11 protein-coding genes and 1 pseudogene are annotated in these 17,193 nt (G+C 47.8%); 8 read left to right on the top strand and 4 right to left on the bottom strand.

The genetic code is table 11. From position 1 onward, the window contains the following. Positions 1-86 precede the first annotated feature (86 nt). A pseudogene (locus ACAN56_RS05400) lies at positions 87-1,588 on the bottom strand (alpha/beta hydrolase family protein). 415 nt (positions 1,589-2,003) lie between these two features. Here ACAN56_RS05400 and ACAN56_RS05395 point away from each other — a divergent pair. Further along, a complete protein-coding gene (locus ACAN56_RS05395) occupies positions 2,004-2,393 on the top strand; it encodes a hypothetical protein (RefSeq protein WP_379140983.1) in 390 nt (129 codons plus the stop codon). 485 nt (positions 2,394-2,878) lie between these two features. Here the strand turns inward: ACAN56_RS05395 and ACAN56_RS05390 are convergent, their stop codons facing one another. After that, on the bottom strand, positions 2,879-3,751 hold the full coding sequence (locus tag ACAN56_RS05390) for an SDR family NAD(P)-dependent oxidoreductase (protein ID WP_379140981.1): 873 nt from the start codon (positions 3,749-3,751) through the stop codon (positions 2,879-2,881). Positions 3,752-3,903: 152 nt separating this feature from the next. On the opposite strand from ACAN56_RS05390, the gene ACAN56_RS05385 reads away from it, so the two are divergent. After that, complete coding sequence (locus ACAN56_RS05385; protein ID WP_379140979.1) at positions 3,904-4,353, top strand: MarR family winged helix-turn-helix transcriptional regulator; 450 nt, start codon at positions 3,904-3,906, stop codon at positions 4,351-4,353. Between the two features lie 175 nt (positions 4,354-4,528). Here ACAN56_RS05385 and ACAN56_RS05380 read toward each other — a convergent pair whose 3' ends face one another. Continuing rightward, positions 4,529-5,680 (bottom strand): family 8 glycosyl hydrolase, encoded by a 1,152-nt coding sequence (locus tag ACAN56_RS05380; protein ID WP_379140976.1) that lies wholly within the window; start codon positions 5,678-5,680, stop codon positions 4,529-4,531. 207 nt (positions 5,681-5,887) lie between these two features. Between ACAN56_RS05380 and uvrA the strand changes: the two genes are divergently transcribed. Together uvrA and ACAN56_RS05370 are read left to right on the top strand one after the other, a co-directional pair. Further along, positions 5,888-8,734: an excinuclease ABC subunit UvrA gene (gene uvrA, locus ACAN56_RS05375; RefSeq protein ID WP_379140973.1), complete on the top strand. Its 2,847-nt coding sequence runs from the start codon at positions 5,888-5,890 to the stop codon at positions 8,732-8,734. 16 nt (positions 8,735-8,750) lie between these two features. Continuing rightward, entirely contained in the window at positions 8,751-9,086 is a 336-nt protein-coding gene (locus tag ACAN56_RS05370; protein WP_038595233.1) for a hypothetical protein, read from the top strand. Between the two features lie 284 nt (positions 9,087-9,370). On the opposite strand, the gene ACAN56_RS05365 is transcribed toward ACAN56_RS05370, so the two are convergent. Further along, a complete protein-coding gene (locus ACAN56_RS05365; protein ID WP_379140969.1) occupies positions 9,371-10,279 on the bottom strand; it encodes a helix-turn-helix domain-containing protein in 909 nt (302 codons plus the stop codon). Positions 10,280-10,504: 225 nt separating this feature from the next. Between ACAN56_RS05365 and ACAN56_RS05360 the strand changes: the two genes are divergently transcribed. From ACAN56_RS05360 to ACAN56_RS05345, 4 genes are all read left to right on the top strand, one after another. Further along, entirely contained in the window at positions 10,505-12,580 is a 2,076-nt protein-coding gene (locus tag ACAN56_RS05360; RefSeq protein WP_379140966.1) for an alpha-glucuronidase family glycosyl hydrolase, read from the top strand. Between the two features lie 12 nt (positions 12,581-12,592). Then, positions 12,593-13,678, top strand: coding sequence for an NAD(P)-dependent alcohol dehydrogenase (locus tag ACAN56_RS05355; RefSeq protein WP_379140963.1), 1,086 nt, complete (start codon positions 12,593-12,595; stop codon positions 13,676-13,678). A 48-nt stretch (positions 13,679-13,726) separates the two neighbouring features. Further along, complete coding sequence (locus ACAN56_RS05350) at positions 13,727-14,521, top strand: Nif3-like dinuclear metal center hexameric protein (RefSeq protein ID WP_379140961.1); 795 nt, start codon at positions 13,727-13,729, stop codon at positions 14,519-14,521. Positions 14,522-14,751: 230 nt separating this feature from the next. Further along, positions 14,752-17,040, top strand: a complete 2,289-nt coding sequence (locus tag ACAN56_RS05345; RefSeq protein WP_379140958.1) for an AraC family transcriptional regulator — start codon at positions 14,752-14,754, stop codon at positions 17,038-17,040. Positions 17,041-17,193: the final 153 nt, after the last annotated feature.

Below are 17,193 nucleotides of genomic sequence, written 5' to 3'. Positions count from 1 at the left end.
GGAAAACTCCCCTTCAAGTAGCGGTTTATTTATTAAACCTGTCTAATTGAAGGGGAGTATATCAAAATCGATAGCCTGTTCCGTGATTATAATAGCGAGGTTACGAACTTCACTTCCGGAAAGCGGCTATCCGGTCCTTTCATTAAGATTCCGCTTTGATTTTTCAGATACATATCGAAGAAATCCAGCATATAGGTATTGATAACGGAGTTCGCTCTTTCGGGCGCAATCTTTCCTGTAGCGCCCAGCATTTTGAAAATCGGAGTAATGAACTGTACGTCGGCAAAATTCAAATGCTCCGTATTGTCGATATAGAGGACTTGTCCCCCTTCGTTGACCGTTTCGCGCATCCGTTCAAGCTCCAACTTTTTATCTTTCGTTACTTGATCCTCCCACTCTCTTGTTGAGCCCATACGGTTAAGCTCTGCATCCGTGTAGACCCGGTTATCCATCACCATTTTTAATTTTTCGAATTCGCTTTCCGAGTTGATGAACAAAAACGGCTTTCGCAGACCCTCTCTGTCACGCAGTCGATAAAGCCCTCCATCAAAGTCTATTCCAACCTCGATTCGCGGATCGTAAGAAGCGTCATAGGCCGTCGCTCCGCCGATGGAATGACCGAACACCCCGACATGACCGAGATCAATCCTCCCTTTTAGATGACTTGGAATCTGCCCCGATTGGATGAGTTCGAATTGGTCCAGCGCAAACGCCACATCGCCGGTTAAAACTTTTCCCAACTTGTCGCGATTTCCGCTTTCCGTCCGGTAATCATGGTCGGGCGAGAATAAGTCGTTGGTTGTGCTGGTCGTGATTCGACCGTCCGGAAACTCAGTTGCAAATGTATTGTAGGTGTGGTCGATCACTGCCACGATATATCCGTGACTCGCGAGATTTTCGGCTTGCGACGTGTGGAGGAACCTGGAAGAGCCGAAGCCGGGATTCGCAAGGATCAGCGGGTATGAAGTCTGTGCCGAAGAAACTTCGGCCCCCGAATAAGCATGACTGGATACGTACTTCAGGTGTTGAAAAGTAAACCCGGGAAGGCCATAGTTCGCGGACATATAACGTAAAATCTGGGTATCGGGAATAAAGGGAGCGTACTTGCCGTTGCCAGCTTGAGCCGGATACCATACCTGAACCATCAATTCTCTCTTACCATCTCTGGCTTCGTCGAAAATCTCTTCCCTATTTGTATCCACGAAATGAAAAGTTTGCGTTCCTACCTTAAATTCGCCTGTCGGTTCAGGTAGTCTATATACAGGAAAAGCATACATGAGACCCGCTGTTACGACCAGCATTATCGCTATAGCGGTATAAGCTGAACCCAACATGAATCGTGGGATTTTTTTTTGCCGGTTTTTTTAAAATAGCTATAACCTGAAATGGCTAAAAAAATGATCGTTATGCAATATGGGGGGAATAGCTGAACTCTGTATCCTTCCACCGTCCAATGAATGACCAGTAGAAGTGTGGCGATCCCGCTTGCAACGAATACTGGAATTCTACGCCTTCCTTTTTTTAATAGGATTGTTAATGCAAACAAGCCGATGTTTGACAAAAAAAGCAACAGTTCAAACAGCCTCATCTCGATTCTCCTTTTTAAAAATTCTTTTTTCATTTGTTCCAATCTTATCCTGCCAGGCTGGCCTGAGCTATCGATTTGCCTTACATCTACCTTACAAGTTTGAAATTCGATCTTGCGGTATTGGAGGACTATAATAGATTCCAACGGAACCTAATCCAGCCTATTCAAACTATAGAAACACAGTAAGTTCCAATCGCTCTTCGGCGAAGGCATGCTGTTCGCCAAGCTATTCATGATGATCGGAGCCGATGTGTTGCAGATAAGCCCGCTGCCATACTACATGCCAAGCAAAACAAGTTTTGGATATATCTGTTCGGGATAGCTGCTTGTCAAGAAAATGCAGCGTATTGATACACGATTATGAAGCTAACTGAGGACGTTCAACGACTGCAAATTTCAAATAGGTGCTGATAATATGAAGAAAAGCACAAGGGAAATCAATGTTCGAGATAAAAAATACGTTTATGTTATTAAGCAAAAATACCACCAAGGTGCATGTCAAATCACTCTTTCTATATCATTAAAGGAACTGAAGAACATAACATGTTCCTTCCACTTTTGTACATGGGATGACCCGATTTCGGGAAGCCCTCTGTTAGTTGGTGTTCACTTAAAGAAAATAACCTCGGGTGATATTGAAGGTTTTAATTTACATTACCCAGGAATAGTTAAGCAGTTTGTTTTATATGGTTTGGAAAATGGGTGGAATGGATCAAACAGAATTGAGTTTAATGATGGGCTGGAAATACTCAGTAATATGGGATATGACGTGTTATGGCTTAAACCAGGATACATTCAGCATTAAGTTACGTATTCCCATGCCAAAACAGATTTAATAAACTCGATTATGGAAAAGTTAGGGCTAATCTAACGGGATACTAGTATGCGTTGGATATTCCTTATTTTACGGCAGGAGATGATACTTTGAAGTTTTTTATTGATTGGCTAAACCGCAATCGAATACGTCGATGCGAAGCCTGTCGCACTGAGCTTAGTATTTATGCATATTCCTCCGGTGAATCGCAGATTTTGTACTGTGTTGCATGTAATGAATTTTATTATAGGGCAAACCCTAGCTCTCCCATATTTAAGTATGAAGTTCCCGAGGGGCTCTTAAAGATATGGGAAATGGACCCTTATAATAGATATTATACAGGGATTCCAATTAGCGAAGCATACGAACCCAAGTGGATTAAATTTCTCCGTAGATTATCAAAATAGCGGGACACGATAGTTCAAACACGACATGTAGACAGCCAGTCATTTCGATCGGCTGTCTTTGTTGAATTGCTACAGAAACCCCTTTTCTCTCAATAATTTTTCTGTGCTTTCCCACAACCTGCGCTGCATGGCATCATCTCCTCCGGGAGAGACTGGCTCAATGGATTGTCCTGTTCCGACATTAAAGTATCCACCCGTCTTATTTAGATATTCCGGATCAACAATTAATCGGGTAATAATATCGGTTCCTCTTCGCGGATCTCCCAGGCGCAGGGCTTTCAACAATCGTTCGAGTACGGGGGCGAACCAAAGTTCTCGTCCGAGTCCGGTAACATTAAATCCAGGATTCAGTGCATTTACGCTAATACCCGTTCCTGACCACCTCCGCGCAAGTTCAGCCGAAAACATAATATTTAATAATTTGGTTTTTCCATAGACAGGGGATGAGCCGCGAGCGGTAAAGGGAGTTGTATCTGTTAAATCCTCTGGTAGCTTCAATATACCGTGACGGCGTGAAGCTTCAGAGGCAACATTGACAACTCTGGCATGGCTCGAGTTTTGCAGGGAAGGTTTTAGAATCTGTGTTAAAATCCAGGGAGCGAAATAATTGACGGTAATCATCTCAGGAAGACCCTCGGGGGTGATGCGAGGCTTAAAAGCATGAATCCCCACATTGTTCAACAGCACATCGATTTTAGGATATTCGGCAGCTATTTCACTCCCAACCCGTGAAACGTCCTTAACTGACGAAAAGTCTCCATAAAAGAAATCAATATTCGCTGAAGGTGCCTGCTCCTTAATGCGTTCTCTCGTGATTTCAGCGCGTTCTTTACTCCGGGCAGTCAAAATAAGGTCAAATCCGCGTTTTGCTAATTCGAGCGCGACAAGCTGCCCAAGTCCACTGGTAGCACCTGTAATGACAACATTTTCTTTATTAGCCATCGTCATTTCTCCTTCCTATGATACACTTTAAAAGTGGATAATCACTATAACCTGCCTATAAATATAGTTGACATATATCCACTATATTGATTTAGTTGATATATGTCAACTATATAAAGGTTTTATTTAGACCTAAAGAAAGGTGAATAAGAATGAACGAGATAAACGTACCTAGGGATAGACTTGAGATTGAATTGGGCGAACAGCTTAATGCTCTCATTAGTTCTGCACATGCATTAAATGTAAAAGCCGCTGCTAAATTCGATTCCTCCATACAGCCTGCTGCCTTCCATCTTGTTCGCTGGCTGTATTCCTATGGCGCCACTAATGCCGCCGCTTTAGCTGAATCAACAGCAATGGATCGAAGTTCGGTCAGTCGCCTCGTCAAACAACTTCAAGCTTTGGGATATGTAAAACGAGAAACGTCGGCTAATGATGGACGGGGAGTTGTATTATCTCTTACCGATTACGGGCAACAAAAAGTTTTAGATGCGCTGAAGGAAAAAGAGACTGTGTACTATGAACGGCTTTCGGACTGGAAAGATGCAGAGCTTCATGATTTCATCCAAAGGCTGAGGCACTTTAATGGATTTCGTAGTTAAAGTGGAACTCTTAACGCATTGCCAGAACAATTTGTAAAATCAAGTAGCACAAGGAGTTTTGTTGTTCCGCTAACAGAAAACGTTAGCTCAATAAAACAGCGGCAGTCCAGGACTTTATTTCGTCCACGGCTGCCGCTGTTTTTATATTGAAGGCTAGTCTAATGCTTTATTTACTTTATTCTTGCTGATAAATGCGGTAATTTCCGCTTAAGGCCAGCAGACTGAAGAAATGCAGGCAGTTGTCGTAGTACCGGCGGACCCCGCTGCGCAGAGGCGTATTCCAGAAGAGCCTTGCGAACGGCTCCGCATCCGGTCCATCGGCAGCGAGCGAGGCCATCGCCAGCGTAGCCAGGAGTCCGACCGGATGTAGTGCCGGTTCCTCGAACGGATGGCCGTCAATGGTGTATCGGCGGTAATCCGCAGGTTCAATGTCCCGGAAGAATTGCTGAATCCGGTTCGACTGCTCGATCTGCGAGGGATCGCTGCGGAACCATTCATAGTCCAGCGCAATATTGGCCGCTACGCGGTAGGCATCGCTGAAGAAATGCCGGAAATCGCCATGGGGCTGAGGAGCTGCAGGTGTGCCGTCGAAATTTGCGTATTCCGGGGAAAGGCCGGTTACCGGATGGCAGGCTTGATGCAGGTAAACTCTGCTTGCTTCCGCAGCCTCCTTCCAGAATGTGCGGTCCTGCTCGTCTGCCTCCCGGGCAAACAATTCGTAGAAATGAGGCAGATGGTAGGAAGGATCACTGAAAGGAGACTCGGGAACGAACTTGATCAGCTTGTTCGCCGGGTCCCACATCGGGTCTCCCTCACCTTGTTCTCCCTTATGCACGCAGGCGCGGAGAATCGTCTTCGCCTGTTCAGAATAGTTGTACGGCTCCGGCCCGTCACCCCAGCGGCTGGAAGCGAAGAACAACGCCATCGCGAAGAATTCTTCACCGTCTGGTGCGGGTCCTTGGGACAGGCGGCTGCCGTCCGGCTTGCAGTGCCAGGCAAAATAATCCTTGTAGCGTCCTTCCGTATGCTGCATGAACACCTTGGAGAAAAGCCACAGCCGGTCGAATTCATCTTTCTTATTCATTTGCACAGCCATCATCATCCCGTAGGACATGCCTTCGGAGCGCACATCGGAATTTCCGGTATCCAGCATATAGGCTTTATCGTTGTCCGCCGGATAATAGATCCGCACATCGGGAGCCCCGTAGAACAAATCGTTCCACGCCTGTTCAAGCCTTGCTTGGATCTCCTCTTCCGTATAGCCAATCTCTCTGAACAGATTTCTATATTCATGCGTGTAATAAGAACCCTCTTTGCTAATGTTCATAGCACCCTCCAATAGAACTGATTTTGCCCAAAGTATAGCATGGCGGAAGGTGAACAAATTAAAGCGTTTTCCCTGAAAAATATAGTTCAAACCTATTTTGATAAAAAAATAAAGTCTGAATAAATTACATTATATGGTAAAAACCCTTGACATGCATATGATAGAATTTATTTAAGAGTGTTTTTTTTGTTCAAATTAGGAGGCCTTATGCATAAATATATAAGTGTTCACGGAGCCAGGGAAAATAATCTGAAGAATGTCAGTCTTAACATCCCACGCAACCAATTCGTAGTTTTTACCGGGGTAAGCGGATCGGGCAAATCGAGTCTGGCTTTTGATACGTTGTATGCCGAAGGACAAATGCGTTATGTGGAATCGCTCTCGTCCTACGCCCGGCAATTTCTGGGGCTTAGGGGCAAGCCGGATGTCGATTCTATCGACGGACTTTCACCTGCCGTAGCCATCGAGCAAAAGACGACTTCAAACAATCCGCGTTCAACAGTGGGGACAGTTACAGAAATTTATGATTATCTGCGTTTGCTGTGGTCCAAGATCGGAATTCCCCATTGCCCCTCGTGCGGGAGAAGGGTCGAACGCCAATCTGTGGATCAGATTGTGGAACAGATCAGCAGTCTTCCTATCGGAACCAAATACGAAATACTGGCTCCCGTCGTCCGTGACCAAAAAGGAGAGCATCAGCATGTATTCGAACAGGCCAAACAAAATGGATATGTCCGGGTCCGGGTGAATGGGGAGGTTCATGACTTATCCGGTGAAATACGCTTGGACAAAAATAAAAAACATCAAATCGCAATAGTGATTGATCGTCTGATAGTGAAGGACATAGATGTTCAAAGGCTGTCAGACTCCCTGGAAACGGCATTGTCGCTCTCAGGCGATCTGGTCGTTATTCGTCAAACCGCCAGCGGTGAAGAGACCTTATTCTCACAGACCTATGCCTGCCCTTACTGCTCGATCTCACTGCCGGAGTTATCCCCGCGTATGTTCTCGTTCAACAATCATGAGGGTGCTTGTCCGGCCTGCTCAGGTTTGGGTTCGCATTTGAAGGTCGATCCGGGCAAGGTTATTCCTGATAAAAGCCGCTCGATCAACTCAGGCGGGATTGTGGCCAACGGCTGGAACAATGTCAAAAGTAATTCCTTTTGCAAAATGTACTATGAAGCGCTCGGAGCAAGGTATGGCTTTGACTTCGACACTCCGCTTGGCGAGCTTACGGAAGAAGCACTGGATGCGCTGCTGTATGGAACCCGTGGAGAGAAGCTTGAAGTGTACCATCCCAGTGAGGCCTTAAGAAAATATGTGAAAGAATCCTTTGAAGGCATTGTGAACAATCTGGAGCGGCGTTACCGCGAGACACAGTCTGAGGCGATGCAAAAAGAAATTGAAGAGTACATGTCCGTATTGCCCTGTCCGGATTGTCACGGTGACCGCCTGTCCCCAGTTGTTCTTGCAGTTACTGTTAATGGGTTGAATATATCGGAATTCTGCAGCTTATCCATTGACGCGGAACTGCAATTGATTAGAAATCTGAGCTTGTCGAAGGAACATTCCAAGATTGCCGGTTCTATTCTTCAGGAGATTGATTCCAGATATCAGTTCCTGAACAACGTAGGGCTGAACTATTTAACGCTTTCCAGAGCTGCCGGAACTTTATCGGGCGGTGAAAGCCAGCGCATTCGTCTGGCGACGCAGCTCGGTTCCGGGCTGATGGGCGTACTGTATATTTTGGACGAGCCTTCGATTGGGCTGCATCAACGGGACAATGACCGCCTGCTGCTGGCTTTGAAAAAAATGCGTGATCTCGGCAACACCTTAATCGTCGTGGAACACGATGAGGATACCATACGGCAGGCGGACTGGATCGTGGACATTGGTCCTTATGCCGGTACGAATGGCGGTGAAGTGGTGGTGCAGGGGGGACTTGAAGACATCCTGGCGGAGTCCCGCTCCATTACGGGCCAGTATCTTTCCCGGCAAAAGCAGATCCCCGTACCTGAAACGCGCCGTGCCGGAACTGGACAACAGCTAACCATTACAGGGGCAGCCGCCAACAATTTGCAGGGGATTCATGTGTCGATTCCGCTCGGTACGTTCACTTGTGTCACAGGGGTTTCAGGCTCAGGTAAGTCTAGTCTGGTCAACGAAATCCTGTACAAAAAGCTGGCAGCATCGCTCAACAGGGCTCATACCGTTCCCGGAGCTCACCTGAGCATAGAAGGAATGGAGCATCTGGACAAGATCATCAATATCGACCAACAACCGATCGGACGTACCCCGCGATCCAATCCGGCCACCTATACAGGTTTGTTTGATAATATCCGCACGCTGTTCTCGCTCACCAATGAAGCGAAGATTCGTGCTTATGGCCCGGGACGGTTTTCCTTCAATATAAAAGGGGGCCGTTGTGAGGCTTGTGCGGGCGAAGGATTGATTAGGGTGGAAATGCACTTTCTCCCGGATGTCTATGTGCCCTGCAGCATTTGCAAAGGGCGAAGATACAGCCGTGAAACGCTTGAGGTCCACTATAAAGGCAAGAGTATTGCGGATGTACTGGAAATGACGGCTCAGGAAGCAGTTCAGTTTTTTGAGAATATTCCTAAAATCCGCAAAAAGATCGAAGCGCTCTGCAGCGTGGGACTCGGTTATATTAAGCTCGGGCAATCGTCCACCACATTATCCGGAGGGGAAGCGCAGCGGGTAAAGCTGGCAGCAGAGCTGCTTAAGCCGGCAACCGGGTCTACTATTTATGTCATGGATGAGCCGACGACCGGGCTGCATTTTTCAGATGTGCATCAATTGATTGATGTGCTGCATTCGTTAACCGATGCGGGCAATACCGTAGTCGTTATTGAACATAATCTGGATTTGATCAAAAATGCAGATTACATCATTGATCTGGGACCTGAAGGTGGAGCGGAAGGCGGAACGATTGTATGCACAGGCACACCGGAGCAGGTAGCTTCTGTTGAAACGAGCTATACAGGCCAATATTTAAAAAAAGAGCTGGATAAAAGTTGTGTGCAGAGTGGATGAAAGGAGCATTGCCGCAATGAACTGGGTAAATGAACAAATCTATCATACCGGGTATGGCCCTGGAATTGTCGTCAGCCATATCGACGGACGGATAAGCGTGTTATTTTCGGAAGCCATTGGTGAAAAAAGCTTTCTGTATCCGGAAGCCTTTGAGCGCTATTTGAAAACAGCCAATCCTTCTTTTCAGGAACAAGCTGCTGCAGATTTACAATTGAAAAGGGAGCAGGTGGCAGCAGAAAAGATCCGCCAAGAGCAGCTTCGTATAGAAGAAATCCATAAGCTGGCTGAGGAAAAGCTTGCAGCAAAGAGCAAAGCCCGCAAGAAAGCAGCGCCGCGGAAGAAGAAAATTTAAGTATCAGGAACTTTATTATTCCGGAGGAATTATCGTATGTATCAGTATGAGGATCAGGAATTTGCCGGGGTGCATTTTGATGGACAGTTCTTTTTATGCGCTCCTATGGTGCAAAGGTAGACTGAATTTCCCGAGTCCATCCTATATTGAATATACAAAGAAATCGCTTCTTTTTGAGATGGTTGGTGGCACTTCCATTTTACCAAAAAGGGCGATTTCTTTTTTTGCGTTTTTTTAAGATTGCATAAACTTGTTCTGCTCAAACAACCAGGGGTGTCCCAAGCTTATTCGTCCGTTGATCCCCGATACTCGCGCGGTGATTTGCCGTACCAGCGTTTGAATTGCCGGCTGAAATGGGCAATATCACGGTAACCCAGAATGCCCGAAATCTGGCTCACGGATAAGCTGGGATCATCCAGAAGTACCTTTGCTTCATGAAGCATTTGCTCGGACAGAAAGACTCTGGGCGACATGCCGAAGACTTGCCGGAATACACGGTAACAATGTGAGGCGCTGATCCCAAGCTCTGCAGCAATGTCATCAATGCCGTAATGGCTGTCGTAAGGCAGTTCCAGCTTGAATTGCTGATAGACCAGTCCCTGCAGGCGGCTGCGGATCTGGTGGGCAAGCTCTACCTTCTCATAAGTAGTGGACGAAGATAAATGAGCATCAATGGAAAAGGCCTCCCACAGCTGGGCGAACAGATCGAAAACTGCGGACTGCAGCCGCATTCGCTGGGACATCGTAATATCTCCGGCAATTGACTTTGAAATCTCCACCAGTTTAGAGAGAACCGGACCTAATTTATGGGCAATGGTGCTGTCGGATTCAAAGAGAACATGGTTCAGGCGGCTCAGCAGGGAGATCAGGATCTTGTCATCGATATCAAAATGAATGCAGAAATAGGTGAAGGGCTTGCCATTGCCGCTTCGACTGGAATGTGAATCTCCGGGCCTTAGCAGGACCAGATCTCCGGCCCGCTGAGTATAGCTGTGATTATTTACGATAATCAGCTGTTCTCCTTCAAGCACATAATTAAATTCGTATTGAGGGTGAGCATGGACGGGATAATCCCACTCTCCACTTACCTTTCGCAGATGCATACCGAACAGATTAAGAGTTGTTTTCACATCCGGTATAATCGTTTCATTGATACTTTGTCCAAGTACAGGCGGCAGAAATGCTGAAACCACAAGAAGCTCCCCCCCCGATTATTTGAGTTCTGTTTTGTCTATATCAGTATATCTGAGTTCTGCTTGATTTGGGTAAATAAATGCTCGATTTGACAATGTTCCCGGCTGCCGGCGTCAGATATGATATAGAGAAAGCGGAGGATTCTGCTGCGAACCGGTCGCTGACCCGGGAAGCTGTACGCTAAGTCAAATTACTTCAGGCCAGAACAAGGAGGAATTCTGCATATGAAAGCATCCAACGATAATAAACATACTCTTGCTGACAGTGGATACAATGCCTGGTTAAGCTATCCGGTGCTGCCGCAAGGGAACGCATATAATCAATACGTGAAATGGTGCGGGGCCGTGAAGGCTGCCGAAAAGGACGATATGGTTCAGGCTGCGCTTCAGGAATGGCAAAGAGGTATTGAATCTATGCTGGGCATAAAGGTGTCATCCAAACCGGATGGGCTGTGTATTGCCATCGGCACCTTCCAGGGAGGAAATGAATTAATTTCCAGTGTGTTTGCTGAAGATACCCTTGCAAAGGTGGGCCCCGAAGGCTTTGCGATCCGATCCAGTGAAGAAAATGACTGCATTGCAGTAGGCGCTTCATCACCGGCGGGTGTTCTCTATGGTGTATTTCACCTGCTGCGCCTGATCGGCAGCCTGCAGAGCATTGAAGGGTTGGACGAGGTAGTCAATCCGGTGAACGGGCTGCGGATGATCAACCATTGGGATAATTTTGACGGCAGTGTGGAGCGGGGATATTCGGGAAGATCGTTTTTGTATGAAAACAACCGGTTCACGGACGACCTGGAGCGTATCCGCGATTATGCGCGGTTGATGTCCTCGGCAGGCATCAACGCGATTGCGATCAATAATGTGAATGTCCATGCTCTTGAAACGCTGTTTATTTCGAAGTACCTGCCCGACGTTTCAAGAATTGCCGATGTGTTCAGGCTGTATGGGATCAAGCTGTTCCTGAGCGTTAATTTTGCCGGTCCGATGCATGAGGGAGAAGTAGGGACAGCCGATCCCTTGGACCCTGAAGTACGCAGGTGGTGGCAGAGTAAAGCAGCCGAAATCTATGCAGCCATCCCCGATTTTGGCGGATTTGTGGTCAAGGCCGATTCGGAGAACCGCCCGGGTCCGTTCACCTATGGCCGGGACCATGCCGACGGGGCCAACATGCTGGCCGAAGCGCTTGAACCGTTTGGCGGAATCGTGATCTGGCGCTGCTTCGTCTATAACTGCAAGCAGGATTGGCGGGACCGCAAGACCGACCGGGCCAGAGCAGCCTATGACCATTTCAAACCGCTCGACGGCAAATTTAACGATAACGTGATCCTGCAGATCAAGAACGGCCCGATGGATTTCCAGGTCAGAGAGCCTGTATCGCCACTGTTCGGGGCGCTGGAGCGGACCAATCAGGTGATTGAATTCCAGATTGCCCAGGAATATACCGGCCAGCAGCGCCATGTCTGTTATCTGGTCCCCCAATGGAAAGAGATCATGGAATTCAACACCTATGCCAAAGGAGAGGCTTCCCCTGTAAAGCATATCGTGGATGGATCACTATGGGGCAACCGTTACAGTGGTATTGCAGCGGTTTCCAATGTGGGCAATGACAAGAATTGGACCGGCCATCTGCTGGCACAGGCGAATCTGTACGGATACGGACGTCTTGCCTGGAATCCGGAGCTGACGGCAGAGCAAATCGCCAGTGAATGGATCTCGCTGACCTTTGGCACAGACCCGGTAGTATCAGGCGTCATTAGCCGGATTTTGCTTGATTCGTGGGAGATTTATGAATCCTACACGGCACCGCTGGGCGTAGGCTGGATGATCAATCCGGAGCATCATTATGGACCGAATGTCGACGGTTATGAATATTCGCAGTGGGGCACCTATCATTATGCCGACCATCGGGGAATCGGCGTAGACCGGACGGTTAAGACAGGCACTGGCTACAGTGCCCAATATTTAGGCAGCAATGCTGAGCACTATGATTCTCTGGAGGAATGCCCCGATGAATTGCTACTGTTCTTCCACCATGTTCCATATACCCATGTGCTTCATTCCGGGAAAACCGTGATCCAGCATATTTATGATGCCCACTTCGAAGGTGCGGAGCGTGCAGCAGAGCTGTTGTCAATGTGGACCAGTCTAAAGGACAAGGTTGCAGAAGGTCTTTACGTACAGGTGGAGGAACGCCTGAAGGAGCAGGCCGGTCATGCCAAGGAATGGTGCGACCAGATCAATACGTACTTTTACCGGAAGAGCGGGATCGAAGATAACAGCAAACGGGTCATTTACTGAGGGGGAACGGACATGAGCAAGCATTCACAAGTCACAAGACAAGATAAGCTGCCCTTGACCATGAAAGCAGCGGTCATGGACAAACCCGGGAGCATCGTAATTAAGGAAGTGCCGGTACCGGAGGTTGGCGATCATGAAGTGCTCGTCCAGGTTATGGCCGTTGGCGTATGCGGCTCGGATCTGCACTACTATGAGCATGGCCGGATTGGGCGGTTTGTAGTGGAGAAGCCGATTATTCTGGGGCATGAATGTGCGGGAGTTATTGTTGCCGCAGGAGAAAAGGTAACCAAAGCAGTCATCGGTGACCGTGTTGCAGTTGAACCGGGAGTGACCTGCGGACACTGCAGCGCCTGTAAGGCTGGAAGATACAATCTTTGCCCCGATGTCCAGTTCCTTGCGACACCTCCTGTAGACGGAGCATTCGTACAGTATCTGGCGATCCGCGAGGATATGGTGTTCAGGATTCCCGCTCATTTGTCTTTTGAAGAAGCGGCTTTAAATGAACCCTTCTCGGTAGGCATCCACGCGGCCAAACGAAGCCGGCTGCAGGCAGGTGAGACGGTGGCGATCATGGGGATGGGGCCTGTCGGGCTGATGGCGGTTGCGGCAGCCAAATCCCATGGGGCCTCCCGGATCATTGTGACCGATCTGGAGGAGGTCAGACTGGAGGCGGCGCTGCGCCTTGGAGCGACGCATGCGATCAATATCAGGAAAGAGGACGCGGTAGAGACCATCAAGCAATTAACGGATGGGGCGGGCGTAAATGTGGCCTGGGAGACTGCCGGTAATCCGAAAGCGCTGCAGTCGGCACTATATTCCATACGGCGCGGGGGAAGGCTGGCTATCGTAGGTCTGCCGGCACAGGATGAGATACCGCTTAATGTGCCCTTTATTGCGGATAACGAAATAGACATTTACGGCATCTTCCGATATGCCAATACGTACCCCAAAGGAATCGAATTTTTGGCTTCGGGAGACGTGGACGCAGGTGTGTTAATTACAGACCGTTACCCGCTGGCAGAAACCCGCGAAGCGCTCGAACGGGCCATTCATAACAAAAGCGGCAGCCTGAAGGTTATTGTATATCCCAATGAATAGACCAGAGTCTCGATGAGGCTTATGCTCACAAAACATTAGGAGGGCATAATGACACCTACTTTCGGATGCATTATAGATAAATTAACGGCAGGAATTGCTACGCCGGACGGAACTGTAGACAAGCTGGAGCCAGGGTGCCTGGAGACGAAGGTGCAGGGAATCGTTACAGCCTTCTCCGCTTCACAGTATGTCATAGAACAGGCTATTGCCTTGGGCGCCAATTTGATCATCACGCACGAAGGCGTTTTTTTCAGTCATCAGGATCACCGGGAATGGCTCATGCATGACCCTGTATATAAGCAAAAAGCTGATCTGATCGCAGGCTCGGGACTGGGGATTTACCGGTTTCATGATTACCTGCACCGCTATACACCGGATGGGATCATGGAAGGCCTTCTCCGGGCGCTTGATTGGCAGAAATATGTTTCGTCACATCAGCCCTCTGCATCCATTCTGACTATTCCTGCTATGAAGGTTGTGGAGGTTGCAGAATATCTGAAACGGCAGCTTCAAATTCCTTACTTGCGTGTAGCAGGCAGCCTCTCAACTTCATGCCGCAGAGTGGGAATACTGGTCGGTTACAGGGGCAGCGGTGCCACGGCGATCCCCTTAATTGAACAAGAGTCCCTCGATTTAATCATAGCCGGAGAAGGTCCGGAGTGGGAGACTCCAGAGTATATAAGGGATGCAGCCCATCAAGGGCGGAGTAAAGCCTTAATTATGCTGGGCCATGCAGAGAGTGAAGCGCCCGGCATGAGTTATCTGGCAGAGCGGCTGTCGTTGCAGTTTCCACAGCTTCCGGTCCACTTTGTTAAAGACCAGCCGGTGTTTCAAATCGTATAAAGCCCGAAGCCTCTTTTGAAGCAAAAGGACGGAGGAACAGCCTGTTCACTCCTTGTATCCTCCTGCCGACAAAGAGGTTTTTGAGTTTTCACTGCAATAGGCTATTGCAAAAGCGGAAGTTTACAAATAATCAATCAGGTTCATTTTGTAGATTGCCCTCCGGGTCATTTATATATATAGTTGAAATCTAGCAAGGACAAAGGCAAAGACACCGTAAGGGAGTGCGGAATATGAAGCAAAAAAAGTTGATGTTCAGCAAAAGTGTGGCCTACAAATGGATTGTCTCCTATGCTGTGATTATGCTTATTCCGCTTATTGTTAGCGCTATCATATATCTGCAAACTAAACAAATCGTTGAATATGAAATTGAGCGGGCAGGCCATGCAATGCTGAAGCAGATGCAGAATACGGTCGACAGTGAAATTGACCAGGCTGAGAAGATGGCTATGCAGTTGTCCATTCATAATGATGTGAATAAATACTTGAACATGACAACCAAGGAAGAGAAGAGTCAATCCTTTCAGATTTACAAAACCCGTCAGGAGTTAAGCAAATATAAATCGACAAATGATTTTGTGAGCGGAATTTATTTGTATTCAAGCCGTCTGGACAAGGTGCTGACGGATGAGACCTATGTAGACAGTCAAACCTTTTATGAGATGAACCGCCAAATGATTGGTATGCCTTATGAAGAGTGGTTGTTACTGTTGAAGGGTGAGTCTGCCGGGGGCAAGGCATTGACCCCTTTCACCCAATTCAAACGTTGGGAAACTAAGGTTGTTTTAATGAAGCCTTTCTCAAGCGCCGGAGCGGAAAATGCATTTAAAGGAGCGCTTATCCTTCCGCTGAACGGCAGCAAAATTCAAAGTATGCTGAAAAATGTGGATTGGGTCAATAAAGGTGATGTGTATATTGTAGATAAGAATAATCAAATTTTGTTCCAGAACAACAGCCTTGCCGGCTTTCAGAACGTGCCGTACACCGAAGAAGGCGGCAAAAAAGCTGGAACCTCTTTCATAAATATCGCCGGGACCGAAAACATGGTATCTTTTATCGATTCAGACACAACAGACTGGAAATATATAAGCGTCTTTCCTTCAAGTGTGTTTTGGGAAAAAGCGCGGGAAATCCGCAATCTGAACCTGTTCGGGCTGCTGCTCTGCTTTTTGGTCGGAGGCGGCGTGATTTCATATTTTGCCCGCAAGAACTATAATCCTGTACGCGAATTAGTGAATATGTTCTCGGGTGCCAAGGATGTGCAGACACAGCGGGTACTGGATGAGTTTTCCTTCATCAGGGAGAGCGCTTTGGCCACCATCCGTGAAAGAGATGACAGTAACAACCGGCAGTTCAGGCAGCTTCGTGTCCTGCAAACCTATTATTTATCCCGTCTGCTTAAAGGACAGGCTGAAGATGGATTGTCGGTGGAGGAAGCGGCAAGACTGCATCATTTTAAATGGGATTCTGAGGATTTCGCGGTGCTGCTGTTCTATATCCAGGGCGGGGGAGAAGGCAGTCCTTCACCAAGCCTTTCCAATTTCATCGTTTCTAATATCATCATGGACTTCACCGGCGGTCACCATAGTCTAAGCTTTACCGAAATGGACGGCATGCTGGCAGCTGTAATCAATATCAATGCCGAACGTTCGGCCAGCTGGAAAGAGGATATTGAGGAAGCACTGACCAATACACTGGAGTTTATTGACCGGAAGTACCGTCTGCAGATTGTTATGGCCGGAAGCGAGCGCCACACCGGACTGAACAGCCTGCACCAGGGTTATCTTCAGGCGCTGGAGGCTCAGGAATACCGGCTGGTGCTGGAAGAGAATCTGTCTATTTGGTATGGGGAAATTGAGCCGCAGGAAACGGATTATTACCTCTCCATCAATGATGAAGTCGTATTTATTAACCTGATTAAAAGCGGGGAGTTTGATAAAGCATCAGCTATGGTGGATGCCATTCTGGCACAGTTTTTCGGTTCCCAGGTGTCCATTGAGCTGGTGAGGTATGCGATGATTGATTTGACCAGCTCGATTATGAAGGCAATTCCTCAAGAGGCCCAGCGGTCCAAGCTGTGGGAAGAATGGCGTCCAATGAAACGTCTATTAGTCTGCACAACACGCGGGGAATTCCGGCAAGAGCTGATGGAGCTGACGCGGATGGCCTGCGGCATGGCCAATGAGAAGCTGACTCTGATGTCCAATACCGGAATTGGGGAAGAGGTATCTGCGTATGTGAAGGACAATTATGCGGATATCAATCTCAGCGTATCTATGATCGGCGCCCATTTCGGCATTACTCCCCAGTACGTATCCAGGTTATTTAAGGAACAAACCGGGCAAGGGCTGCATGATTACATCAGCCAGATCCGCACCGGCGAGGCCAAAACGCTGCTGCAGGAGGGGGTCACTATTGAAGAAATATCCTCCCGGGTCGGCTTCTCCAGCAGCAGTGCGTTTATCCGGGTATTCAAAAAATATGAAGGCATCACGCCTGGCCGATATAAGAATCTGCAATAAACAAACTGGATCTTCAATTTTTAAAAAGGAGGATAGGGACTCAAAATGCCTATCCGCTTTTTGCGTTTTGATCAATGGATTTTGCATATTGAACATTGTTTGCCCGTATAAATCCGCTTACATTGTAGAGGCAACAAGTCATCAAATCACATT

Source organism: Paenibacillus paludis (assembly GCF_042610515.1).
Classification (GTDB): domain Bacteria; phylum Bacillota; class Bacilli; order Paenibacillales; family Paenibacillaceae; genus Paenibacillus_AQ.
Note: the sequence above shows the minus strand (reverse complement) of the source record. Positions and strands in the feature narration are given on the sequence as shown.